The organism is Brevundimonas sp. GW822-FHT03E11 (genome assembly GCF_058801445.1).
Genome location: NZ_JBXANG010000005.1, coordinates 1 through 22,737, shown reverse-complemented (window position 1 = coordinate 22,737; position 22,737 = coordinate 1). Strand labels below are relative to the sequence as shown.

Here is a 22,737-nt window from a genome sequence, read left to right as displayed (position 1 = left end):
AGAACATGCGGGCTTGCCCGATCCCTGCCCTCCCTTAACCGCCGTTCCACGCCTAATGTACGCAGACGGGGCTCGCGGGAGCCTCGCTTGGACGGCCATGACTGCACCGGCGTGCAAGGCCTCGTTCACCGTGTCGGGCAAGCCTTCCTTGGCACCTGTGAGGGATGATGGCCGGATGACGGAAGATCCAGCATCCCATGAGCCCCGATGCCCGCCGCCGATCGCGCGCGGCGGCTGGCTCGACCTTCTGCGTTTCGTCGTGGGGGCGATGATCGTCCTCTATCACTTCCGCGAGGCCGCTCCGATCCCCTTGCCGCTCTTCCATCCGGTCTTCGACCGCGGCTATCTGCTGACCGACTTCTTCATCATCGACTCCGGCTACGTTCTCGCCCGCGTCTACGGCGAGCGGCTCGCGAACCGGCGAATTCCACTTTCCGTCTTCTACCGTCAGCGATTTCTCAGGGTGGTTCCGGCCCACATGACCGTCAGCCTCGCCCTGGCGGGGCTGGTGCTGACGGCGGCGATCCTGGGCCAAACACCCAGCCACCCGGAATGGTTCGACTGGTCCCGGTTTCCCGCCCAGTTCTTTCTGGTGCAGGCCTATGGGGTGCCGGGCGGAGAGGGATGGAACGCGCCGACCTGGACGCTCTCGGCGCTCCTGGGCTGTTACGTCAGCCTGCCCTTCCTCGCTCGCGCGGCGCGCGGCCTGTCCCCATGGCTGATCCTCGCTCTTGGGGTGGGCGGGCTGCTCGCCGCCAACCTGTCCGCCCACGCCGCCTTCGGGTTGCCGATCTACGAGATGCCGTTGCGCCTCGGCTTCCTGCGGGCCTTTCCGCTGTTCGCCCTCGGCGTCGCCGTGGCTCTGTTCGCCCGGCAGGTCTATTGCCCGCCCCGTCTGGCCGCCGGTCTGGGCGGTTCCGCCGTGGTCGCTGTGGCGGGTCTGCAGGCTCTGGGACCCCATAATCTGGCGACCCTCGGCCTCCTGACCGTCATCATCTTCGCCACCGGGGCCTTGCCGGTTCGGAGCCCGTCCAGGCTGGTCGAGCACCTCGCTTTGATGGCGTTCGCGATCTTCCTGACCAACGAAGTGATCCGGATCGTGTGGTTCGGCGTGCTCGACGCCGTCGATTGGCGGAGTTGGAGTCCGTCAGTGCAATGGACCGCCTGGGCGGTCGGCCTGGCCGCGGCTTTCGGCGGCGCCGCCGTCTTCCGCTACGCCTTCGACCGACCGACCCAGGCCTGGTTCAATCGTCCGCAGTCGGGGTCGCGATCGACCTCCCCCGCGGCCAAGTCTCCCGTTCCCGCGCTGCAGGCCGATCCTTCACAAAAGCTCGGCGAGGTTCACATCATGGCGGCGGGGGGCGCCTGGGTGCCCATGATCGCCACGATCAGAAGCAGCAGGGCCGCCAGCACGGTCTCCAGCGCCAGGCTGCGCCGCAGGCGGCGCAAGGCGAGCGGACGGGCGTGATCGTCTTCGAGCGCCGATCCGAGATGCGGGGTCAGGACAAAGCGGTTCGAGGCCGCTAGGGCCAGCATGCCGGCGAACAGGACGAGTTTCAGGATCAGAAGAACGCCGTAGGGCGTCGTCAACAGGCTCCCGAGCCGGCTGAACCCGATCAGATAGGCGCTGTTCACCAGACCCGTGATCGTCAGCAGGACGACGGCGAGCGTTCCCAGACCGGCGAACCCCTCCAGGGCGGCGTGAGTCACCGGCGCGCCCGCCGCGTGCCCGTGGCGGGTCCGCAGCATCAGGAACAACGCGACCAGACTGCCGAGCCAGAGTCCGGCGGCGAGCGCGTGAACGACATCGGCGATCAGATGCGGCCAGCGGCCCACGCCTTCCGTCGCCGCGCCGTGACCGGTCCAGGCCAGGCTGGCGCTGACCACAGCGCCGACGACGGTCAGCACGATCCAGCCGCCGCGTCCCGGTTTCAGACTGATCAGCAGAACGGCGGCCAAAAGGGCCATCGCCGCGCGAACCAGGAAGCCGACGCCCAGGCCCGTGCCGAATGCCACGTAGGACAGCGACTCCGGCTTCAGCGCCTCGGTCAGCGATCCCGCCATCACGGCGGTTTGGACCACGAGGTTGGCGAGAGCAGCCAGGACGGTCGCCACGGCGGCGACCAGCAGCTTCGTTCGCGGCCACCTTTCGGCGGCCGCGTCCGACATGGGCATCCTGAACGCGAAGAACAGGGGGACGCCAAACAGCAGGACGGCGCCGATGTACTGCCCCAGCCTCAGCAGGACGACCGTTGTCTCCATCTGATCAGCGGACCGAGAAGTTGGTGGACCCCGTCATCCGGTGCCCGTCCGGAGACGCCACCCGCCAGTTGACCACATAGGCCCCGGCCGCCAACGGCCTCGCCGGAGCGCCCGAGATCGTCTTGCCGTCCTCGGACACCCGCGTCTGGACACGAATGGTCGCGCCCGCGGCGTTGACGAGGTCGAACCCCGAGAAGGCCGGAGCCACGCGCTCGCTGAAGGTCAGACTGATGGTGCGCGGCGCCGCGACCGCGGCGCCGGCGGCCGGCGTGGCGCTCACGAGACGCGCGTGCGCGTCCGCCTGACCGGCGACCAGGGAAAGCGCCGCGACGGTCGCGGCGAGTGATGCGATCTTGAAACGGGTCAACTCAAACTCCTTGGAAGGGACGCCCCTACTGTCACTTACGCGCCTTGGAAATCTTCCCCTCGATTTTTCAAGATCACACAAAGCCGCAGCTGCTTCATCCCGACCTGAGACACCTCCTGTCCGAGACGTCCGAGTGTTTAGTGCCGCTCAGATACAGTTTCGAGCCGATCCGCTTCGGACACTACGAGCGGGTGGAAGTCACCCGGGTGAACGACGCCCCGATGGTCCATCCCATGATGCTGAAGACGGTGACCCTCACCGCTGAAGGCCAGGCCCGGTGGTCGTCAACGGTCGTTTGGTTCCGCCCGCAGCCACAGCCAGCGCCGCGCTTCCGCGCCTCGCCTCAGGAACCTATACCGCGGTTTGGGCCGCAGAGCGTCTGAATGGTCATACGACTACTGGCTCGGTCAGGTTTATGGTTGATTAGGAAGGAACGAATGAGAGTTTCCAACCTGCTGGCCGCAGCCGGCGCGATCCTGGCTCTGAGCGCGGGAGCGGCCCTGGCCGCTCAAGCTGACGAGTGCTGCACGGAGATGGCGGCCAATGCCGCCATGAGTTGTTGCGACAAGATGAAGTCCGATCAAGCTCCGGCGGAACCGGTCCAGCCGGCGCCGACGGCAGCTCCGTCAGACGCGCCGGCGCTTCAGGGCCCCGCCGACCCTCATTGACGCAAGCCGGTCGTCTCCTGCGTCACCCGGAGCCGTACGATCACCGAGCACTTTCGGATTCGGCTCGACATCCGTCAGCACGACGCGACTTTGAGGCGACCCCACGAAACGCACGACTTCGCCGCGTACCTGCGGCTCAGCGACGAACCCTGCCTCTGCCAAGGCAATGTGCTGAGGCGCCGACGGCCCCGACGGGCCCTCGCGCCACCAGCCGTCGGCGGTTGCGGCTTTCGGGAGAAGGGCGCCGACGATCCGTTCGATGTCCCGAAACGTCAGCGTCACAGTCGTCTGCTTTTGCCGGCGAAGGAATGTGGCGAGGGGCGCGTACTTGGGCATCTGGGTGTTTTTCCCCTCAAGGTCATCCGGTCAAGGCTGCTCGCGAAGTGCGTGGAAGCGGTATAGGATCAAGCGCGGCGGGTTCCGGGATCGATAGCCGCCGATCGAGAGCCAGGGGACGCGAGAGTGTCGGCGGCGATCGACGGTGAAACGCCGGGCTTCATCACAGAAGTTCCTGGCCCGCCCCCTCCCTCATCCGGGGTCGATCAGACCGCGCCGCACCCCTGACGCGACCGCCTCGATCCGGGTGCGGACCCGGAGTTTCGAACAGACCTTCTCGAGATATCTGGGCGCCACGCCGGATAACATGCTGAGGATCCAGCCGCTCTATGCGCTGCTCTTCCAGCAGTTGGTCGACCTGAACAGCCGCGCCCTGCCCGGCCCCGCCGACCGGCCCGCCCTGATCGTGCTCGACGAATTCGCCCGTCTTGGGCCCGCGCCGGTCCTGGCCCACGCCTTCGCCTGGGTCGCCGGCTACGGTCTGCGGCTGCTAGCCGTGCTTCAGAGCCCGTCCCAGCTGAGGGCCATCTACGGTCCGGACGTGGCCGAGGAGGTGATGACCAACTGCGGGGTGGAGATCGTCTTCGCGCCCAAGGAGCTCAAGATCGCCCAGGAGCTCAGTGATCGGCTGGGCGCCTATACGACGGACGGCCGCAGCCGCAGCCGGCCGACGGGACTGAGCCAGGGCCGCCGTAGCACAACGGTGTCGGACCAGCGCCGGGCGCTGATGCTGCCCCAGGAGCTGATGCAGCTCCCGCAGACGGCCCTGATCGTGCTGAAAGCCGGCCTGCCGCCGGTTCGGGGACGGAAGATCGCCTACTTCCGGGAACGCATTTTCCAACGCCGGCTGCGACCCGCCCCGGCCCTCGCTTCGGTCGCCACGCCCTCTTTGCCCCCCGTTCAGGACGAGGATCCGATGGATTTCGACGTCATCGCCCGGGCCTTCGCCGCCGAGGGCCTGCCGCCCCCTCCGCCTGGCGCGGATGAGAGCGCCGTCGGCGCCTGGCTGGATCGCGTCGTCGATACGGCCGGGCTGGAGCACGAGCCATGAAGACGCCCGACGCCGCCCCGTCCAACCGCCTCGGCCCCGCATCGGGCCCGACGGGGTCGCGGCGTTCGACCGCCAAGGGCGATGTGCCCGAGGCGGTGCTCGACCGCTATCTGGTCGAGCGCGACCTGCGCGGTCGGCCGGAGCGCTTCTTCCGCGATCATCGCGCGGCCGAACCGATGTTCCGCGACCGCGGCGGCTCGCTCGTCTCCAGCCAAGCCTATCCGGACGCTGTCGTCGACATGCTCAAGATCGCGCGCCACCGCGGCTGGGACCGGGTTCGAGTTTCCGGCGATCCGGCCTTTCGGCGCGAGGTCTGGATCCAGGCCCAGGCTTTGGGGATGGAGGTGCAAGGCCATCGACCGCGAGAGCGGGATCGTCAGGCCGCCGGCCTCGACCGTCCGTCGCCCCGGCGAGACGCCGAAGCCTCCAGGGGCCACGACGCGCTCGGCGAGCGTTTGGCGAAGGCGGCCATCGTGGTGGCGCGCCTGATTCCTGACGCCGCGATCCAGACGCGCCTGCTCGAGGCCGCCTGGGCGCGCGCGGGCCGCTCCCGCCCGACGGAACGGGAACCGGCGCGCGGACGCGACCGGCAGCGTTAGAGGCGCCCTGTCTAGAACTGGTTCTTCAAGTAGGGCGAGACCGTGAAGGCGGGAAACGCCAGGCCGCCGCGCTTCAGGTTCATCAGGTCCCAGTACATGCCGAGCGCCAGGGGGTCGCGGATCTCCGCCGGAACGTCAAAGCTGTAGTCGCCGTCGAACCGATCGCCGCGCCGCCACGCCCGGGCGTATTCCGGCGAGAGATAGTCGAACAGGGCCCGCCGGATCTGGTCCAGGAACTCCGCGATGGTGCTGGCGTGATAGGAGAAGACGTCCCTGTAGAACCAGTGCTGGAAGTCCGGAAGGGTGCGATAAACCGTGCCCTCATCGACATCATGGCCGTGCCGGGCGAGCATTTTGCGGATCTGTTTCACCCGCGCGCCCAGCCGTGAAAAGTTGTGCTTGTTGGCGTCCCCGACCACCTTGAGCAGCCAGATCCGTGAGACACGCAGGTCCAGGGACAGATCCAGTTCGGAAAGCCAGACGGCCGGACAGTAGCATTCGGCGTTCAGCCAGTCGGCGAAGGCCGAGGCCGCCGCCGCCAGCCCCGAGGCGTCGGGACCGAGTTGCGGCTGGCGGCCGATGGCCTCGAGATAGAAGAGATAGGTCCGGTCGGTTTCGCGCGGAGCTTGGCCCGACGGCGCGAAGGCGAATGGCAGGGCCGAGGGTTTCGGCTGGGCCAGAAAGTCCGCCAGAAGGATCGCGAAGACCCGTTTGTGCGAGCCGGACTCGAACACCAGATTGGTCGGCCGGGACGTCACCGGATACTGGAAGATCTCGAAATTGACCATGTCATCGATCATGTCCCAGACGGCCTTGAGCAGGATCGCCTCCTGCTCGATGGCGGCGTAGGTCATCGTCACGCCGCCGCGGCGTTGGCGCGCCGGGCGAGATCCGCACAGGTCTCCATCAAGGCCTCGAACGGTTCGGCGTCCGCCTCCAGCAGACCATCCTCGACCATCCGGCGATAGTCCTCGCCCAAGGCCTCCAGGGACGCGCCTTCCGGCTTCAACTGAAGACCGCCGGCGACAGCCCGACCGTAGTCGATCTCCGCGCCGTCGGCGGTCTCGCGGAAGAACATCGCCTTGTGCCGCGCGACCGCCTCGGCGACCGCGCGATCGGTGATCGCCGTCCCCGCGAAACCGGCGGCGTCCAGACGGGCCAGATCGTGCCAGTGACGCGAGAAGCGATCCCCGCGCAGACGGCCCTGGACGCAATAGACATGGGTCGCCGTGGCCTTCTCCCAGAAGGTTCGTTCGGCGGCCATCACCCGCAGCGTGGCGGTCGGGAACGCCACCCCCGGCAGATGAGCGGCCGCATCGCAGACCACCGGACGGGGCGCGCTCGGTTCACCGGTCGCGCGGGCCCCGAACTCGAGCATCACGCTGGGAGAAACATAGCCCGTCCCGGTGCTGGTCGGGGCGTAGTCCACGAAGGCCTTAGCCCCCTCGATCCGCACCTCGGCGGCGACGCCGTCGGCGGCCAGCCGCGCCTCGAGCATCGGCCGAACCTCGCCCTCGACCCAGAGCGGCAACAGCCGCTGAACGTCGCGCGACCAACGCCGCTCCTCGGCGCGGGTCGCCGGCACGGGGTCTTCGGGCGCGTCGGCCAGGTCCGGAAGGAGGCGACGGATGTCATAGGTCAGGTCGATGTCTTCGGAGAAGCGCTGGATGACGTCATAGGCCTTGGACAGGGACGTGCCGCCCTTGAACACCAGCGCCTCGCCCAGGGGCGCCTCGAACAGGGCCCGAAGCGCCCACACCACCCAGACGTCCTTCTCCAGCAGATGCGCAGGACGGCCGGACTCGGCCGCCGCGGTCGCGAGCGCCTCGATCCGCTCCTCGGCGGACAGCTGCAGGAAGACGTCAGACATGCGCCGCCTGGCTCACCGACCGCGCCAGCCAGGTCGGCAGACGCGGCCCGACGGACACCAACTCCCCGAACGCCGAAGGCCCAAGCTTGCGCTTCAGGGTTTCGAGCGCCTTTCCGGCCTTCTCCGGCCCCAGCCACGCCAGGGCGCGAACCGCCTCGCCGGCGGGACGATCGGCCAGCAGCAGCTGCCATGCGGGCGCGTGCTGGAACTCCACCGTCTGCTTGCCGACGCTGAAGGTGCGGCTCTTCCCGTTGGTCAGATAGACCATGCGGATCGGCACCTGGGTGGTCAGGCCCAGGGCGTTGGCCGCCGCCGCGCCATTGGAGGCGACGACCTCGCCGCGCTGTTCGCTCACGGCGCGCACAACCTTTTCGATCGAGGGCGTGCGGGCGCCGAACCGGCTTTCGAGCGGACGCATGTACACGCCGCGCCCGGCGCGCAAAAGTCGCCCCCGACGAACCAGCCGAGACAAAGCCTGGTCCACCGCCGCGCGGCTGCCCAGATGCAGCAATGCCTTGGCGGCGATCGGCGCGCCTTCCGGCAGCATCGAAGCCCGCTCCATGATCTGATCGGCGAGAACTTGCATGATGACCTCAGTGTCAGAAATATAGGATAACTTCTGACACTTCGCAAACGCGACCAACGGGGCGTCAAGGCCGGCGCCTATCGTTCACGAGTTCGGCCGGGATCGCGTTGCGCCTCGCCTCTCTTCCGTAGCGCCTGATCGCGCGTCATCGGCGCTGGCCGGTCCCGAACGAACCGCTCCACCAGAGCGGCGAGAGCGCGATCCTCTGCCCGCTCCGATCGCGACAGACGCATCGCCTCAGCCACCAAGACTCGCCGGATGGCCCACTCACGCGTCCGGATAGCGTCCAGCCAGGGCGCTTCGCCGCCGCCCGCCGTGAGTGCGGCCCGATAGGCGGCGGCGAGCACTTCGGGCAGCGGCCCCTGCCCCGCCACGAACCGCTCGCGCATCTTGCGCACCGAGATGCGCTCGGCCTTGCGGGTCACGCCGCGCGTCCGGCGCGGCGTGGCCTCGGCCTCGATCGACCGGTCGCGAAGGGCGCGCGCGAAGTCTTCCCGCCAAACCTGCAGGTCCGCCTTGCGGGGATTCAACCGCTCGCCGTCCCGCCCCAATCTTCGCACCGCCAGATGGACGTGCGGATGGCGGCCTTCATCATGCAAGGTGAAGACATAGGGAAAGCGCTCGCCGAACGTCCCGGCTGCAAAGGCCCTCGCCGCGTCCTCCAGGCGGACGGCGTCAGTCCCGGCCGGCATGCTCAGCACGATCGAGAGGGTGATCGAGGCGTCACGCCTGCGCCCCGGCTCAAGCGCGAACTCCTCGGCCCAGTCGCGCGCCAGCTCCCGCACTTGCCCACGGCCGTCCAGCCGCTCTCCATCGGGCCCCTCCAGCGCGAGGGCGCCGTTGCGGCTGATGTAGTCCAGGTGCGCCTTCAGATGAGCGCCGTCCCGGGTCCGTCCGGTGATCTTCACCATCACCTCGGGTACGCGGCGCGCCACCCGCGCGAATCGGACGGACGGATCGCCGCCGTCCCCGCGAGACGGACGCAGCACGGCGGTCGTGATCCGGGCGCGCCGGATTTCGACGGGCGGACGCAGCACCTCCTCGAATCCGCGCGATGACCGGAAATCGGTCACGACGCCGGCGCCCAGTAGGCGAGATTGCCTTCGAAGGCCTCGCCGAGCGCCTCGACCCAGGCCGAGATTTCGGCCTGAAAGGCGCCGAGTTGAGCCAGTTCCAGATCCAGCACCGCACCGTCCATCACGGCGGTGTTCAGCGCACGGGCGATCTGGTTGATGTTCACGCCGATCCGCCTGAGCTCGCGGCGCACCTCGATCAGGGCCAGAGCCTCGGGCCGGCTGAACTGCGGCCGATCATGCAAGCGGCGACGGATGAGCGCCACGCTCCACTGGGTTCGCGACAGGCCCCTCGCCGCCGCCTCTAGCTCCAGGAGACGCAGGTCCGCTTCGCCCAGACGCAGGGTCAGCTTGCCCGACCCCGCCGTCGGCGGCGCGTCCTCCGGCGCTGGCAGGGCCGCCTGAGCGACGCCGTCCATGAGCCTCCGGAGAAGCCGCGAGCGTCCGCCTTGATCGGCCGCGGCGGCGTCGAACCGGCGGATCAGATCGGGCGAAACGCGGAGGGTGAGGCGGTCCATGGGAGAGCGGGTCTGTCAGACATTGCCGGCGCAAAGCCTATCCTGCCCTAGACCGTCACCCACCTCGCCCCGTAGGCCTGCGGTGCTGCCCGCCCTCCCCTCGGCGACCGAAGCCGGCCGCTCGCCCGCCGCCCTGAAGGGCGCCCCCAGCCTAGGCGTTCTGGCTTGGTTTGCAGCCCATGGCGCGGCATAGAGTCCGCATGCCTCAAGCGACCACACAGATCACCGCCAAGCGTCTATCGCCGGTCAAAGACACACTGCGCGAACTGTTCCTCAAGTCGGGAAATCTATGCGCCTTCCCAGGGTGCTCGAAGCTCATGATGGACGTTGACGGGCGCTTCATCGGCCAAATCTGCCACATCGAAGCCGCGGCTTCAGGCGGCGAAAGGTTCAATCCGGCGATGAGCGACGAGGAGCGACGCGCCTTCCCCAATCTCATGCTGCTCTGTTACCCGCATCACATCGAAACGGACGATGTTGCCGCATTCCCCGTCGCGAAACTTAAAAACATAAAAGCAGATCACGAACGCAGGTTTTCTGATCCTGCTAGGGCGATGCTGGCTGAGATGAAGGATTGGACTGAAGTCGATGAACCGACTTTCGTGACCGATCTGGAACGGCTGAACGCAGCGCTGGGTTGGAATCTTAACACGACCGAACTGCAAGAGCCCGTCGCCGAGCTTAATGCCTACATCCATAAATACCGCAATGCACCGCTCGAAATCCGGCGCTTCATCGGCGAGGTCGTAAAGCGAGCGCACAAAATGAAGGGGCATAGCGCCGCCAAAGTTCGAGACGGCCACGTCCGCTTGGCGGTGTCGGATGCGTTGGCTGCCCTCCGACTTGATGAGGCGTTGCTGCGAGGGCTTATCCAATCCCTCGATAATTATGGCCTCGGTTGGCTCGATGAAATCGACACCAACGACTTTGGACCACAGCATGCCATTCGCGTTCACGCGATAGGTGAAGGGTGGGGTTGGGATGATATCTTAGGGGCTTGCGAGGTTGAGCACATCGACCTGGCTGTAGTTGCGGAAGAGCTGAAGTTCGCACGCCTCGACAGATAGTTGCCGCAGGCGTGAGGCCGTTCAAAAGCTCAGCGGCGGCGCTGAAGCAGCGCCGCCGCGGCTCGGTTAGCGGGACCAGATCAGGCTGTGTCCGCCCTCAACCTCGACCAGCGAGGCGTAGATCGGCGCCGGGAAGCTGGGATCGTCGAGCTTGACCGACAGGTACTCGCGGTTCTGCTGGCTCGTCTTCTTCCAGGCCGCGCCGAACTCGGTCTGGCCGGAGAAGATGCGGAAGTCGGGGGCCTTGTCGTCGGTCTTCTCGTTGGCTCGCAGTTGGGCCGTCTTGACGTTGAGGGTCAGGGTCTTGATCGAACCGCTGTAGCTGCCGTCCGCTTGCTGGGTGAAGGTGCCGATGGTGGCCATGGAAGTCTCTCCTTGTTGATGTCGGGCCACGCCTGCCGCGGCCTCGATGGCGATCGGCGGACCGGAGGCCGGACGGCCCGCAGGACGAGCACAGCGAGACCCCGCAGCGCGGCGGAGGACCGGGAGAGCGGCTTTCTTGCCTCGCGAGGAAGGCCGGCAGGCCGGGGAAGAAAGCCGAACGACCGGTTGCGGAAGCCGGACGGGCTTCGGTCAGATCAGGCCATTGAGAGGCCGCGCAAGGCTTGCCTGCTGCACGGGAGACGGCTGGTCACCCACGCCTGAACCACGCGGGCCAGTCACGCCGGTCGTAGGGATCATGTCCCCAATGTCGACGCAGCCTTTCAGCCACGAAGGGTTCGCCAAGGCCCCATCGCTCCAGCGTCTTCTGCACCTGCCCCCGTTCGATCAGTTCAAGCCTGGATGCCGGCCGCCGGCAGGTCGCACACCGGAAGCGCCCAGCGAACCACAGCTCACCCACGGCGACAGCGCGCGGGATCACGGGCAAGGCGGCTCCCTCGATCGCCTCGGTCCTGCCGCAAGGCTCGCAGGCGATGCGCAACAGCAGCCCATGCCGCCGCGCGGCCTGCATCGTCACGAGACGCGGCGGAGCCGGCGGCCCAAACGGTCTGTGCATCCTAGAACCAGAGCTTGAGCGCGGCCGGCGAAATCGGTCCCTCGGCCTGATCCGCATTGTCGGTATAGGAGACGCACGCCACCCGATGCCCGCACCGGCATCGGAACCGATACGACGGCCCACTCGCCGGCCAGTATCGCGGCGCGCCGAAGACCGGACGCAGATCCATCAAGACCGCATGATCACAGAGCGGACTATCGCACCGCACCACCAAGCGTCGCCCGATCTCGGGAGCCATGTCTTCTCGCGACCTTCGCCGCCCACCCTGTATCATCACGGTCCGCTCCAACCAGCCAACCGACCCGGGTCCGCTCTATGAGCGGCAGCCGATTGAGACAAGCTAGAAGTTCTCGTTATGTTCCATAATCTGTGGACGGGTCCGCTCCGTGCTCATCAGCCATAGCTGAATGCGCGCCAAGCCTTGGCAAGCCGTTCCCACAGCTTTGGTCTGACCGGTCTGACTTCACCGAGAAGGTCTCCGACCGCCGTCGTCGTATTCTCCTGTACCTGCCCGAGCCGCTCAAGCAGGTGCACAAGGCAGACCGCATAGGCTTTGCGCGCCAAGGGCAGATCAAGCTTTGATGACGTGGAGCCGGAATGAACCACGTCCCCCCGGGCGCTGAACAATTTCCGCACAATCTCGACCACAGGGTCCGGCTGCCCCTCTGCAGTCAGGATGTGAGCTGCCCGATCCACAATACGGGCCGTCACGCCTCCGGCGTAGCTGTCGATCAGCAGTGACTCGAACGAGACAGCCAAACTGACGATCGCCTCGTGATCCGTTCCACTGCCGGTAAAGGATCGTCGGAACCAATAGACGGAATCGCTGACCTTGGCAGCAAAACGGGTCCGAGCTGTCTTGGGCCGCGCGGGCCCAACATTGGCTCGATGGAAATCTCCCAAAGCCGTCACGGCAGCCTCTACCCTGTCCTTCACAGCTTGGGAGGCGGCCATTGCCTCGAGCTGCAGATCCACGTTCAGGTCAGAGAGTTGCGCTAACCCGGTCGCAGAGAGGTTCATCGGAACGCGACGGTACGACAGATCACGCCCCCCGCCGGCATTCTCGAAGACGAGGTAGTGCCTGATATCCAGCGTCTCCCCGCTGGAGCGCGAGCTGCTGTATCGCCCGCTGGACTGCGGATCGATCAGAACCGAAAGCAGCATGACGAGCGCGGCGCCGAGCCCGAGCTTGCGCATATATTCGGATTGGTTCTCGTAGGCCCCAACCGCATACGACCGCACGCGGATCATCATGAGTGGATTCTCGGATAACCACTTGAGCCGCGGATTGGCGTGTTCCTGAAGAAGCGCGTGGGTCGGAATGGGCGATGAGATCCCAAGAGCCGAGGCCGCTCGCTCAACGAACTCGACGGTCTTTTGGATCGACTGGGTTTGCGGCACTACGGCGATGCCCAACGCCGCGAAGGCGACATCTTCGATCTCGGGTGCCCCGAGTCGAAACCGCCGCATCACGCCATAGCCGTGGAGCGGGTAAAGAACGAACCCGGGTTCATGGAATGACTGCTGGTTCAGTTCAGCCACGGCATCGCCGACCGGATCGACAGATCCGCCGCGGATCAGCCTGAAAATCAGAGGATCGATGATCTCGATACCGACGTGCACGTCCTGTTGATTTAGCAGTGCGTGAAGCTCGAGGCGCAAGGGCTTGATAGCCGCCTCGACCTGTTTGAACTCCCGCGTATCCTCACCGAAATTATAGACGAACTCATCAAGGCTTTCGGAACCCCGAAGCCGGTTCAGCAGAGTGGTCGTCGCGACAACCTGCTTTCGTCGTGTGGTCGTGATCGGCGCTGGACTGGGGATCATCAAACACTCTCGGGCCCGGGGGTCATGACAACATGCCTAACGGCGAGCGACCTCCAGACCAACACCTTTGCACCAGCGTCCGCCGCCGCTCTGACCAGGTCACTGAAGGGCCTGCAGCACCAATTCGACAGCCGCCTTCAGGTCGCGAACGATGAGAGCCCCGGGCACGCGGACCGACCGCATGCCAGCCGCCTCCAAGCGCTGGCTGATCGCCTCATCTTTCCGGGCGGCCTTGCCGCCACGGTGATGGCGGGTCGAGTCGCAGAAGACCGCCAATCGCTGCTCGGGAAAGAACATATCGGCTTCGGTGATCAGCCCTGGGAGATCACTCAGATCCTGGGCCCAAAGATCGTAGAGGGACGGATAGGCCGAGCCGTCGTCGAAAAGCAGCATCTGCAGGATCGGCGTCAGGTTCTCCCGCAGCAGCCCCTGCAGGAGGAAGAGTTCGATCGGGGATTCAGCGCCCCAGACGCGACGTGCTCGGAACGTCTCGAACGGCGAGAACATCAGCCTGGTCCGGTGCCGGTGATATTTGCGGAAGGGTTTGCCCTCCCCCATGCCCATGTTGACCACACCCACGGTCTCGGGATCGAAGCTGAGTTGAAGGTAGTACATGTCCGTCACCAGACCGAGCCCGTCCGGGAACGCGTTCCGCGGCTGATCACCCAGAAACACGGTGATGTTGCCCCAACCGCCCCAGTGACCCGTGAACGGATTGAAATCGACGTAGCAAGGCTCCTGCTGCTGGAGCACTGCATTCAGATCGATCTGTCGGACGTACTCTACATCGACATTCGACAGGACCGTCCCGCGCTTGTTCGCCGGGACCAGTGAGATCGCATACGGCACCCCCATCATGACGCCGTCGATTTCGCGGAAGGCGGCGATGCTGGTCACCACCGAGACCATCTGAAACCGTGTGCCCTTTCGGCGATAAAGTTCGATTTCTCCGTCCGAGGGTCGGTCCTCGAGGACGAAGCCGGCGGCTTCCATCATCTCGCCCGTGATCGGCTGGACGCCGCCAAGGTGAAGCATGCTGAGCTTGACCCAGTCCGGTACTGTGCCGAGTTCCAGACCGATGGGCAGCGCCGGAATGACCGCGTAGTTGGGATCCTCAAGGAGATAGGCCGGCCGGTTGTCGATCACGGCGTAAACCGTCGGATCACGCTTCGTCCGTTCCGGCCTCTTGCCGCAACTGAACGAGCCGTTCTTCGCACACGGTCCTGACCAGGCCTCGCAGCACCTCGACGCGTTCCGTCAGCCAGGCCAATTCTTCGCTGCTGATCTTGTAGTGCTTGGAATAGCGAGCCTTCACATAGGCCTCGCGCAGCAGTTCGAAACAGCGGCGCTCGAACTTGGTCTCGCGCGGCCAAGCCTCGGATAGGCGCACATCGATCGCTTCGGCCTTCTTTCGCAGGAAGGCCAAATTGTGGGCCTTGCCGCTGTAGAGCGTCACCACCAGCAGGATGCAGTGATAGAGGTGCTCGCTAGCTTGATGGAGACTGAACGCCGCGAGCTTGCTGTTCTCGCGATCAGCGTAAAATCGAGCACCGGCTTGAAACTCCTTTGAGCTCGCCATCCACTCGGCGAAGAAATCTTCCGCCTCGGCCAACGCGACCTGAGCCTTGAGATCCGCCGGCTTGTGCAGCTTGGCGCCCGGGGTGTCGTAGAGGACCACGCCATCCCGAACGATGTCGGCGAAGAAGTAGCGACCGCGATCGAGTTGTTCGTTCACGTCGTCGAGGCTGTGAACGATGATGCTCACCGGCGTTCGGATTTCGCCCTCCCCCGGCATCGTGCGGTTCTCGGCGTCATGCCAGAATTCGCCATCCGTCAGGTCTTCATGATCGACGACGACCAGCAGGTCGAAGTCGGAAAAGTACCGCCCGACCGGATCGTGGACCCAGTCGCCGCGCGCGTATGATCCGTACAGGATGATCTTGAGGATCCTGCCGTTCTTCAGCCGTTCGGCGCGCCGCGTCGCGACGGCCTCCGCGAACGATTCCTGAATCACCTCGACCACGCGGCGCAGCTCCGCCTGCTTCCGCGCCGGCAAATGATCGAGGCTTCTCTTCATGGGTCGAGTCTCTCCGAACGCACGCCAGACGGCAAGTGTCCGCCCACCGACCTCTCAACCGGCGGTATAAAACACCCAAGATGTGGATTGGTTAACACCCACTTGCCCCAACATCTGGTGTCGAGTAGCGTACGAAGCCGCGCAGGGCTGTTGGGGGCAAGCTTGTCGCGCGACGGACCTAGGAAGGGAGCGTCGTGGCGTTATCGACAGTTAGTGAAGCGAGTCGGCCGGATGGCCAAGCGTCCGCTTCCATCTCAGCCGTGCCGACGATGGACGTCGCACGGTTCATGCGGCTTTTTCAGATGCGGGCCACCCAGGTCATGTGGCTGCTTGGCGCGGGCGCCTCTCGTACGGCTGGCGTCAAAACGGCTTGGGACGTCATCTGGGATCTCAAGCACAAGCTCTATTGCTCGCAGAAGAAGCTCGCGCTCTCCGCGATCACCGATCTCAGCGATGTGGTGGTCCAGAGGAAGATACAGGAACACTTCGACAGCCTGGGATCATTCCCGTCAGCGGGCGCTGAGGACGAGTACTCCGCCTATTTCGAGGCCGCCTATCCATCTGCGCGCGACCGCCGACAGTATCTGGACGGAATCATCGAAGAGGCGAAGCCTTCGTTTGGTCATCGGGCGCTCGCCCTGCTGATGCGCGAGAACCTTACTCGCACGGTCTGGACAACCAACTTCGACAAGCTGGTCGAGGACAGCGCCGCCAAAATCTACGGAAGCACCGGCAGGCTGACGGTGGCCGATCTGGGCGAGCCCTCAAAACTGCAGCGCGCCATGCAGGAAAACCGCTGGCCGGTACTCGGCAAGCTTCACGGCGACTTCCATTCTGATCGCCTCAAAAACACCACCGAAGAACTTCGAGACCAAGACGCCGCCATGCGGCAGGCCTTCGTTGCGGCTTGCCAAAGCAACGGCCTGGCCCTGGTCGGCTACAGCGGCCGCGACGCCTCGATCATCGCGGCTCTGACTGACGCCATAAATGGAGGCGCGGGGTTCCCGGGCGGCCTGTTCTGGTTCAAGCGATCCACTGAAACGCCGTTTGAGGGCGTCACCATGCTAATGAAGGCGGCTACGGACGCCGGGATCGAAGCTTTCTTCGTCGAGGTCGAAACGTTCGACGAGTTGATGTCGGACCTGGTGCGGTTCCTCCCGACGACCACCGGCAAGGTCGACGCCATCGGCGAAGCCGACCGGCCACGGCTTGGCAAAGCGCCGTTGCGCGTCGTCGGCACGAAGTTTCCAGTGGTCCGGACCAACGCGCTCCCTATCGTCTCATGGCCCACGTCTTGCCGACTGGTGGTCTGCACCATCGGCGGCGTGTCGGAGGTCGTTGCGGCCGTCAAGGAGGCCGGCGTCGATCTCGACGTCAATCGTGTCCGCGCTGGTGTACTGGCCTTCGGCAGGGATGTTGACCTTCGTGCGGCCCTCGCTGATCGCGATGTCACCAGCCTCGAGACCTATGCCATTTCTCCCGCGCGCCTCCGATATGAGAGTGGCGAGCGGACGCTTATTCGAGACGCCCTTGTTCGGTCGCTTGGCCATCGCGAGACTCTTGCGATCGACCGCCGGGGCCGCCGCATCCTGCTGCGACCCGCAGCCGGAGTCGGTACGGCACCGTTCAACAGGACGGTCGCCTGCGTTGAAACCCTGACCGGTGTCGTTCCAGGGACGACCGTTCCATGGAGCGAGGCCTGCGAAATCAGGCTGGACTGGAAGCTCGACAGCCTTTGGCTCCTTCTGGAGCCGCGCGTCATCCTGGAGCTTGAGGACGGCACGGCCGAAGCCATGGTTGCGAAAGCGAAAGATTGGGTGCGAGAGCGCCGGGCGCAGCGACGCAATAAGCACGCAAACAGCATGCTGGACGGCTGGATTGAACTGATCGCAGGCACTTCGGACTCACTTCGCCTCCGCGCGTTCGGGATTTCCGACGGTGCGGACGCTGACTTCGAGATAGCCCGGACAACCGGTTTCAGCGGGAGGGCTCCGCAATGACCGTCGCCTACAAGCTTCCGGGTCACACTCAGTTTCCTGAACCCGCTCTACGGTTTGGCGGAGCGTCCGATCGAAATACAGACCTGCATCCGCTGCTGGGTCTTTCCCGGTTTGGCCCATACAGCCGTGACAGGCTGTCGGGCGTGGCTAACCCCATCCGGATCGCGATGATCGCACCGGCAGGGGGCGTAGATCGTTTGAACCGGTTGATGCAGGAGTTGGAGCAACCGCATCGGCCGAAAGAACGGAAGGCCTATCTCCCGGACTATCCTGGCTTCTCGAAGCTATTCGGCGTCAGCCTCGCCAAGGCGGTTGGGCCAACCGCCATCGAACTTCCGGAGGACTTGCAAAGGCAGATGGCAGCCTCGCCGCGTCCGCACCAAGTGCTGGCCGACGCGATCACCCGGGCCCTTTTTGCGCTGCGCAACGTCCGGACAGAGTTCGATATCGTCTTGATCCATGTCGATCGACGCTGGTCGGACGGATTCCGGAGCACCGACGGCGAAGACTTCGACCTCCGGCACCACCTCAAGGCGATCGCTGCATCGGAAGGCATCTGCATCCAGATCGTGCGGGACGAAGGCGCTTTGGGCTACTATTGCCGGTGCAGTGTCGCTTGGCGCCTCGGCGTGGCCCTGTACACCAAGGCCGGCGGCACGCCTTGGGTTCTGGCCGATGTCGAGCCGGGAACCGCCTTTATCGGCATCGACTACGCCATGCGGTCGGATGCGGGGCCAGCATCACGCTACGCAATCTGCTGCAGCCAGGTTTTCGACGCGGAGGGGTCCGGTATGGAGTTCGTCGCCTATGAAGCCAATGACGTGCGGATGTTCGGCAAGAACCCGTTCCTGCGCCGCGATCAGATGCTGAAGGTCATTTCCCGAAGCCTTCTGATTTATCAACGCAAGCACGCGGGCCAATCCCCGAGTCGAATCGTCGTCCACAAGAACACCGAGTTTAAATCCGAAGAGGTTGAGGGCTGTTTCGATGCGCTCCCGCGCACGGACGCGATCGACCTTGTGCATGTTCAGCAGAGCAGCGGCTGGCGCGGCATGCATATTCCCGAGCCGCGAAAGCCGCACGGTTATCCGGTCCATCGTGGTACGGCGCTGCAACTGGGTGCCTATGAGACGCTGCTCTGGACCCAGGGCAACCTGCCAGTGGTCGCCAATGATCGAGACTACTTCAAGGAAGGCAAAGGAATCCCGGAGCCCCTGATGCTGGTGCGGTACGCGGGCAACGGATCGATGGACGACCTATGCCGCCAGACCTTAGGGCTCACGAAAATGGATTGGAACAACGACGGTCCGTATGACCGACTCCCGGTGACCCTCAACTTCGCCCAGACGTTGGCGAAGGTCGTGGTCCGAATGCCGACCCTTGAACCTCGGTCCTATCCGTTCCGGCTGTTCATGTAGCCGCCACTATGGGCACCTGCTCGACTCGGCCGTTGCCATTCCTTGCGGAACTCGAACGCGGCCGCCGTCACGCGTGCCCGCCGAACAAGCCCCACAGCTTTACGGCCCCGAGCACGGCGCCGAACACGGGCGCAGCGGCGGCGCATGCCGCGACGACCGGGTGCTCCTTCATCCATGCGATCGCGCCGGAAAGGCCGCCCAAGCCGTCGAAGGTGCCCGCGTGGGTTTTCAGGGTGCCCTCATTGGCCTTGGTGGCGATCGCATACATGAGATCGACCCGGTTCAGCAGGGACCGATCCACGGCCGCGAAGTCACGGCTTTCGAGCGCCGCGGCCTGGTCCGCGCCGTCGATCAGATGGTTCATCGCCAGGCCGTTCCGCGACGCCACGGACCGGAGCCGGTTGTCGATTGCGGCGTAGCCGTCGCCATAAAGGTCGACCATACGTGCAGCGAGGTCGACTCGCTGCGCGTCGGGGATGGTTAGAGGTCGGCCCCCGAGAAGGCGATGACGGTTCTCGAGCGCGAGGAAGCCGAAGGTAGCGTTGCGCATGTTCCAGTGCAGCCAGTAGGTGCCATTCAAATTGTGCGCCACGAAGTCGTAGAAGCCGTCGAGGACGGCTTTTTCAGCCCTGTCGAGATCCGCCGCCGTGGCCTGCGCCGGGTCACAGCCCGCCCGACGCAGGGCGGTGTCCAGTTCGAAGCTCTGCGTCACGCCGGTGCCGAGATTACGCGCCGCGATGGCGGTAATCCGGCGTTGCGGCGTTTCGAAGCCTTCACAGGCGTAGTGAAGCACATACGCATGCGTCCGGGATTGCATGGCCCGCCCGATCTCTTCGCGGGCAGCTTTCCGGCGCGTGGGGGTGGTCGTCATTTTAGCTTGCCTTCCCGCTCGGGCGCTTGAGGCGCCGGGGGGCGCTCTTGTGCACGGCGATGCCGCGAGCCTTCTCCGCCTCGGCCTCGGCGTCCTTCAAATCCTTGGTGATCGCTTCCAGACGGGCCACGAGCGGCGTCATATCGTATCGGTTTGACGTCTGGCCGCCGTGCGACCGATGGCGCGCCTCTGATACGATCAGGCCCCGCGCCTCAAGCCGCCGGATCGCGCGCTGGATGGTCTTGTCGGAAACCCCGAGCAGGCTGGCCAGCCTGGCCTTAGAGGGCCAAGGCATGTCATTCGGCTTCCACCAAGCGTCGATCAAGCAGACGAGCGCGGCGAGCTCAGATGCGCGGATGCCCAGGGCCGGAAGGGTCTGCAACAGGACCGACGGCACGACGGTGAAGCCGCCGTCGAGACTAGACTTCCACTTCTGCCGCAGCACCTTGTCGGTTTCGGGCTTGCCCCGACGATCCGACAGCCGGATCACCTTGGCCTCTTCCTCTTCGTCACTCATTGTGTATTCCGCTCGGACACCGCGCCCGTGGCAGGAAGATGCGGTCGATGACCGAGGAATTCCAGCAATCGACGGGTAAGATGCCAGGTCATTCAGGTCTAGGGGGCCGGGACATTTTCGTCCCTCCGGCCACCCCACGAATGTCCCCCGAAACATGACCCGTGGCCCAGCATCCGGGTCGAACGACGCCCATGACTCCCGGACCCCCGGTCAGATTGACCCGGGGTGAGCCTCTGAAATCTGTTTCCGTGTTCGCGAAACGAAAAAGCCGCGCGCCCCCAAAGGGCGCGCGGCGAGTTTTCGTCCCGGACGGTTCTATTCTGCGGCGAACGAATAGGCGTCGTCATCACTTGGCGCTTCGGCGCCCGGCTCTTCCGGCTCCGCCGCGTCCGACACCGTCCGCAGCGGCGCGGGCAACCACCCCTTGCCCTCGACCAGCCGCTCGGCGGCCTCGGCCATGTCCGCCTTCTTGAACCCGGCGATCCGCCCGGCCTCTTGGGCGCCTGCCGCCTCCGTCACCGCCTCCAGCACCTTGGGTTTGGCGACACGGGTGAAGTAGCTGGCCGCCGTCGCCGACCATGTGCCGGTCATGTCCAGTCCGACCGCCGTGGCCAGCGTCTCGGCCTGCGCCAAGGCGCCGGGCCTGCGGTCGTGCGGATCGCGCACGGCGTAGAGACCGACCCCGGCGCAACAGGCCATCAGGTCCAACTGGTCCGACGGGGCCAGCGCGGCCACGACACCCCAGAGGTCTTGGGGGCGCTCGGGCAGACGCGCGCCCCACGCCTCGCACCGGTCGCGGACCCGCCGACCGGCGGGACCGTCGTCCACCCCCGGCGCCAGCCGCTCCAGCCCCGTGGTCGTCAGCCGAAGCTGCAGGGGCGTCCAGACGCCGTAGCCCGGATAGAAGACCTGCAGGACGAGGGCGTGGACCACGGTCGCGAGCGCCGCGTTGACATCGGCCTGCACCGCGTCACGCAGCCCCATGGTCCTGTGGGCCGTCAGGTCGATCAGCAGCCGGTCCGACAACGCCGCTCCGCCCTCGTCGGGCGCGTCCGCGCCTGCCTGCGCCCCACCGTCCGCACCGTCGTCCGCCGCCTCTTCCTCCGACCACGGCGACGGCGGATCGGCGGGCACGTCCTCGGCCCGGACCAGACCGCGTTCGAAGCGGGCGAGGCCGTCGTGGCCGAGCATCACCATGACCCCGGCGCGCGCCCTGGCCTCGGGGGCGTAGGCGAAGTCGGGACCGAAGGCCTGCAAGGCCTTGTCGATCTCCTCCAGCCGCGCGTCGGCCTCGGGGGACAGGCCGTCGTCACCGGCCTCCGAAACGATGCCGTCGTACTCCTCGGACAGGGCCGCGATCTCGGCGGCGTCAGCCTCCGACCGTTCGACCGCGACCGGATAGACGCGACCGAACGCGGACAGGTCGGGATACTCCAGAGCCGCTTCGGCCCACTTCCAGCCCTCCCGCCCGCGCGCTTCGTCAGCCAAACCGGTCAGCTTCTCGCCGACGAGCCGGTCGAGCAGGACCACGTCCTCCAGCCAGCCCCCACCATCCTCAGTGAACAAATCCCGGAGGATTCCCCCGCCCGCCGCCTCATAGGCCTCGACGCCGACGAAGCGGACGCGCCGGTCGCCCACCGCCACCTTGGCCTCGGTCATGGCCCGGCGAATGGCGTGGACGGGACGATACTCGCCCAACTGCTCGAACACCTGCCGCTGCCGGTTCTGATCCTCGCTGACGCAGAAGGCCATCAGCTGGTCCAAGGCCAGCGCCCCGGCCCGATAGGCCGCCATCAATTCAGGCGCCGCCGCGCCCAGCCGCAGCCGCTGACGCACGACATGGGCCGACACCCCGAACCGGGCGCCGATCTCCTCGGCGCCGTAACCCCTCTCTTCGGCGAGCCGCTGGAAGGCCTCGAACTGGTCGGCGGGATGCATGGCCTCGCGCGTCATGTTCTCGTCGAGACTGATCTCGTGGGCGTCGTTCTCGGCGTCCACGATGCAGCGCACCGGATGGGTCCGCTTGATCGCCTTGCGCTTGGCCAACAGCCGCAGCCCCTGACGGCGGCCCTCGCCGATGGTCACGAGGTAGTTCCCGGTCGGAACGCCCTCCCCGTCCCGCTCGACCTCGACCACAGGCGGCTGCAACACTCCCTTGGCCTTGATGGAGGCCGCGAAGGCCTCGATGGTCGCCGGGCTGTGCGGGGTCTTCCTCGCATTCTTCGGCGAGGCCTTGAGCCGGTTCAGCGGCACGATCACCTCCGCGCCATGCTGCGGCGCGGTCGCTTCGGTCGGGGCGGTTTGGGTGGATTGAGCAGTCATGTCTCTGCCTCCTTTGGGCAAGGGTTGCAGGCACGCGAACCGCGCGCCTGAAACCCTGCCCGTCGGCGAGACCGGGGTAGCAAGGGCCAGGGCGGACCGGCCGGAGGGGGATCGCCCGACCTGCACAAGCCTGACCGTGATGATTGGCATGACGCCCTTCGCCTGCGCGGAAGGTCGGGGAGACCGGCCGGGCCGGCGGCGAAGCCGCTTTACCCTGGCCTGCGCGAGGGCGGCGCCCTTCCATGTCCTTTTTCAAGTGTCTGGACGTGCGAAAACCCCTCCGCGCCGCAGGCGCGGAGATGAGCAGGATG

Annotated in this window: 22 protein-coding genes and 1 pseudogene; 8 read left to right on the top strand and 15 right to left on the bottom strand. The window is 65.9% G+C overall.

Features of this window, described 5'->3' with window-relative positions; all coding sequences use genetic code 11:
* Positions 1 to 55: 55 nt before the first annotated feature.
* Positions 56 to 1,198 (top strand): annotated as a pseudogene (locus AC1RKE_RS09895) (acyltransferase family protein); the annotation flags it as partial.
* A gap of 143 nt (positions 1,199 to 1,341) precedes the next feature.
* Here the strand turns inward: AC1RKE_RS09895 and copD are convergent.
* Both copD and copC read right to left on the bottom strand, forming a co-directional pair.
* Entirely contained in the window at positions 1,342 to 2,262 is a 921-nt protein-coding gene (copD, locus tag AC1RKE_RS09890) for a copper homeostasis membrane protein CopD (protein WP_348684543.1), read from the bottom strand.
* Between the two features lie 4 nt (positions 2,263 to 2,266).
* Entirely contained in the window at positions 2,267 to 2,629 is a 363-nt protein-coding gene (gene copC, locus AC1RKE_RS09885; protein ID WP_066551017.1) for a copper homeostasis periplasmic binding protein CopC, read from the bottom strand.
* Between the two features lie 277 nt (positions 2,630 to 2,906).
* Between copC and AC1RKE_RS09880 the strand changes: the two genes are divergently transcribed.
* Positions 2,907 to 3,056, top strand: coding sequence for a copper resistance protein CopC (locus AC1RKE_RS09880; protein WP_348684542.1), 150 nt, complete (start codon positions 2,907 to 2,909; stop codon positions 3,054 to 3,056).
* Between the two features lie 10 nt (positions 3,057 to 3,066).
* On the top strand, positions 3,067 to 3,297 hold the full coding sequence (locus AC1RKE_RS09875; RefSeq protein WP_054765319.1) for a hypothetical protein: 231 nt from the start codon (positions 3,067 to 3,069) through the stop codon (positions 3,295 to 3,297).
* Here the strand turns inward: AC1RKE_RS09875 and AC1RKE_RS09870 are convergent.
* Positions 3,256 to 3,633 (bottom strand): DUF7662 domain-containing protein, encoded by a 378-nt coding sequence (locus AC1RKE_RS09870; RefSeq protein WP_348684541.1) that lies wholly within the window; start codon positions 3,631 to 3,633, stop codon positions 3,256 to 3,258. The genes AC1RKE_RS09875 and AC1RKE_RS09870 overlap by 42 nt on opposite strands.
* Positions 3,634 to 3,940: 307 nt before the next feature.
* Here AC1RKE_RS09870 and AC1RKE_RS09865 point away from each other — a divergent pair, with 307 nt between their 5' ends.
* Complete coding sequence (locus AC1RKE_RS09865) at positions 3,941 to 4,684, top strand: type IV secretory system conjugative DNA transfer family protein (RefSeq protein WP_395942290.1); 744 nt, start codon at positions 3,941 to 3,943, stop codon at positions 4,682 to 4,684.
* Positions 4,681 to 5,283: an LPD7 domain-containing protein gene (locus AC1RKE_RS09860; RefSeq protein WP_395942289.1), complete on the top strand. Its 603-nt coding sequence runs from the start codon at positions 4,681 to 4,683 to the stop codon at positions 5,281 to 5,283. The genes AC1RKE_RS09865 and AC1RKE_RS09860 overlap by 4 nt, the downstream gene beginning before the upstream one ends.
* Before the next feature lie 11 nt (positions 5,284 to 5,294).
* Here AC1RKE_RS09860 and AC1RKE_RS09855 read toward each other — a convergent pair whose 3' ends face one another.
* The 5 genes from AC1RKE_RS09855 to mobC all read right to left on the bottom strand — a co-directional run bounded on the left by AC1RKE_RS09855 (position 5,295) and on the right by mobC (position 9,231).
* Entirely contained in the window at positions 5,295 to 6,137 is an 843-nt protein-coding gene (locus AC1RKE_RS09855) for a hypothetical protein (protein WP_348683338.1), read from the bottom strand.
* A gap of 2 nt (positions 6,138 to 6,139) precedes the next feature.
* Positions 6,140 to 7,153 carry a nucleotidyl transferase AbiEii/AbiGii toxin family protein gene (locus AC1RKE_RS09850; protein ID WP_348683340.1) on the bottom strand — a complete coding sequence of 338 codons (1,014 nt, stop codon included), beginning with the start codon at positions 7,151 to 7,153 and terminating at the stop codon, positions 6,140 to 6,142.
* Entirely contained in the window at positions 7,146 to 7,739 is a 594-nt protein-coding gene (locus tag AC1RKE_RS09845; RefSeq protein WP_292022088.1) for a DUF6088 family protein, read from the bottom strand. The genes AC1RKE_RS09850 and AC1RKE_RS09845 overlap by 8 nt, the downstream gene beginning before the upstream one ends.
* Positions 7,740 to 7,816: 77 nt before the next feature.
* Positions 7,817 to 8,776 carry a relaxase/mobilization nuclease domain-containing protein gene (locus AC1RKE_RS09840; RefSeq protein WP_348683342.1) on the bottom strand — a complete coding sequence of 320 codons (960 nt, stop codon included), beginning with the start codon at positions 8,774 to 8,776 and terminating at the stop codon, positions 7,817 to 7,819.
* A gap of 32 nt (positions 8,777 to 8,808) precedes the next feature.
* Complete coding sequence (gene mobC, locus AC1RKE_RS09835) at positions 8,809 to 9,231, bottom strand: plasmid mobilization relaxosome protein MobC (RefSeq protein ID WP_348683343.1); 423 nt, start codon at positions 9,229 to 9,231, stop codon at positions 8,809 to 8,811.
* Between the two features lie 299 nt (positions 9,232 to 9,530).
* Between mobC and AC1RKE_RS09830 the strand changes: the two genes are divergently transcribed.
* Positions 9,531 to 10,397, top strand: a complete 867-nt coding sequence (locus AC1RKE_RS09830; RefSeq protein ID WP_348683345.1) for a hypothetical protein — start codon at positions 9,531 to 9,533, stop codon at positions 10,395 to 10,397.
* Positions 10,398 to 10,463: 66 nt separating this feature from the next.
* On the opposite strand, the gene AC1RKE_RS09825 is transcribed toward AC1RKE_RS09830, so the two are convergent.
* The 4 genes from AC1RKE_RS09825 to AC1RKE_RS09810 all read right to left on the bottom strand — a co-directional run bounded on the left by AC1RKE_RS09825 (position 10,464) and on the right by AC1RKE_RS09810 (position 15,298).
* Entirely contained in the window at positions 10,464 to 10,760 is a 297-nt protein-coding gene (locus AC1RKE_RS09825) for a DUF736 domain-containing protein (protein WP_348683347.1), read from the bottom strand.
* A 1,027-nt stretch (positions 10,761 to 11,787) separates the two neighbouring features.
* Positions 11,788 to 13,221 (bottom strand): hypothetical protein, encoded by a 1,434-nt coding sequence (locus AC1RKE_RS09820; protein ID WP_348683348.1) that lies wholly within the window; start codon positions 13,219 to 13,221, stop codon positions 11,788 to 11,790.
* A 99-nt stretch (positions 13,222 to 13,320) separates the two neighbouring features.
* Positions 13,321 to 14,367 (bottom strand): putative endonuclease domain-containing protein, encoded by a 1,047-nt coding sequence (locus AC1RKE_RS09815; protein ID WP_348683349.1) that lies wholly within the window; start codon positions 14,365 to 14,367, stop codon positions 13,321 to 13,323.
* Positions 14,368 to 14,383: 16 nt separating this feature from the next.
* Positions 14,384 to 15,298 (bottom strand): HEPN domain-containing protein, encoded by a 915-nt coding sequence (locus AC1RKE_RS09810; protein WP_348683350.1) that lies wholly within the window; start codon positions 15,296 to 15,298, stop codon positions 14,384 to 14,386.
* Between the two features lie 287 nt (positions 15,299 to 15,585).
* Here AC1RKE_RS09810 and AC1RKE_RS09805 point away from each other — a divergent pair, with 287 nt between their 5' ends.
* Positions 15,586 to 17,298, top strand: a complete 1,713-nt coding sequence (locus AC1RKE_RS09805; RefSeq protein ID WP_348683351.1) for an SIR2 family protein — start codon at positions 15,586 to 15,588, stop codon at positions 17,296 to 17,298.
* Positions 17,295 to 18,716, top strand: coding sequence for an argonaute/piwi family protein (locus AC1RKE_RS09800; protein WP_348683352.1), 1,422 nt, complete (start codon positions 17,295 to 17,297; stop codon positions 18,714 to 18,716). Before AC1RKE_RS09805 ends, AC1RKE_RS09800 begins: the two co-directional genes overlap by 4 nt.
* Positions 18,717 to 18,783: 67 nt before the next feature.
* On the opposite strand, the gene AC1RKE_RS09795 is transcribed toward AC1RKE_RS09800, so the two are convergent.
* The 3 genes from AC1RKE_RS09795 to AC1RKE_RS09785 form a co-directional block, all read right to left on the bottom strand.
* Entirely contained in the window at positions 18,784 to 19,587 is an 804-nt protein-coding gene (locus AC1RKE_RS09795; protein ID WP_348683353.1) for a hypothetical protein, read from the bottom strand.
* 1 nt (position 19,588) lies between these two features.
* Positions 19,589 to 20,077 carry a helix-turn-helix domain-containing protein gene (locus tag AC1RKE_RS09790; protein WP_348683354.1) on the bottom strand — a complete coding sequence of 163 codons (489 nt, stop codon included), beginning with the start codon at positions 20,075 to 20,077 and terminating at the stop codon, positions 19,589 to 19,591.
* A gap of 342 nt (positions 20,078 to 20,419) precedes the next feature.
* Positions 20,420 to 22,426 carry a ParB/RepB/Spo0J family partition protein gene (locus tag AC1RKE_RS09785; RefSeq protein WP_444590679.1) on the bottom strand — a complete coding sequence of 669 codons (2,007 nt, stop codon included), beginning with the start codon at positions 22,424 to 22,426 and terminating at the stop codon, positions 20,420 to 20,422.
* Positions 22,427 to 22,737: the final 311 nt, after the last annotated feature.

Bases quoted from the DNA above. Each gene is read 5' to 3' on its own strand.
- copD (WP_348684543.1), bottom strand. From the start codon at position 2,262: ATGGAGACAACGGTCGTCCTGCTGAGGCTGGGGCAGTACATCGGCGCC.
- AC1RKE_RS09875 (WP_054765319.1), top strand. From the start codon at position 3,067: ATGAGAGTTTCCAACCTGCTGGCCGCAGCCGGCGCGATCCTGGCTCTG.
- AC1RKE_RS09870 (WP_348684541.1), bottom strand. From the start codon at position 3,633: ATGCCCAAGTACGCGCCCCTCGCCACATTCCTTCGCCGGCAAAAGCAG.
- AC1RKE_RS09865 (WP_395942290.1), top strand. From the start codon at position 3,941: ATGCTGAGGATCCAGCCGCTCTATGCGCTGCTCTTCCAGCAGTTGGTC.
- AC1RKE_RS09860 (WP_395942289.1), top strand. From the start codon at position 4,681: ATGAAGACGCCCGACGCCGCCCCGTCCAACCGCCTCGGCCCCGCATCG.
- AC1RKE_RS09855 (WP_348683338.1), bottom strand. From the start codon at position 6,137: ATGACCTACGCCGCCATCGAGCAGGAGGCGATCCTGCTCAAGGCCGTC.
- AC1RKE_RS09850 (WP_348683340.1), bottom strand. From the start codon at position 7,153: ATGTCTGACGTCTTCCTGCAGCTGTCCGCCGAGGAGCGGATCGAGGCG.
- AC1RKE_RS09845 (WP_292022088.1), bottom strand. From the start codon at position 7,739: ATGCAAGTTCTCGCCGATCAGATCATGGAGCGGGCTTCGATGCTGCCG.
- mobC (WP_348683343.1), bottom strand. From the start codon at position 9,231: ATGGACGGCGTCGCTCAGGCGGCCCTGCCAGCGCCGGAGGACGCGCCG.
- AC1RKE_RS09830 (WP_348683345.1), top strand. From the start codon at position 9,531: ATGCCTCAAGCGACCACACAGATCACCGCCAAGCGTCTATCGCCGGTC.
- AC1RKE_RS09825 (WP_348683347.1), bottom strand. From the start codon at position 10,760: ATGGCCACCATCGGCACCTTCACCCAGCAAGCGGACGGCAGCTACAGC.
- AC1RKE_RS09820 (WP_348683348.1), bottom strand. From the start codon at position 13,221: ATGATCCCCAGTCCAGCGCCGATCACGACCACACGACGAAAGCAGGTT.
- AC1RKE_RS09810 (WP_348683350.1), bottom strand. From the start codon at position 15,298: ATGAAGAGAAGCCTCGATCATTTGCCGGCGCGGAAGCAGGCGGAGCTG.
- AC1RKE_RS09805 (WP_348683351.1), top strand. From the start codon at position 15,586: ATGCGGCTTTTTCAGATGCGGGCCACCCAGGTCATGTGGCTGCTTGGC.
- AC1RKE_RS09800 (WP_348683352.1), top strand. From the start codon at position 17,295: ATGACCGTCGCCTACAAGCTTCCGGGTCACACTCAGTTTCCTGAACCC.
- AC1RKE_RS09795 (WP_348683353.1), bottom strand. From the start codon at position 19,587: ATGACGACCACCCCCACGCGCCGGAAAGCTGCCCGCGAAGAGATCGGG.
- AC1RKE_RS09785 (WP_444590679.1), bottom strand. From the start codon at position 22,426: ATGACTGCTCAATCCACCCAAACCGCCCCGACCGAAGCGACCGCGCCG.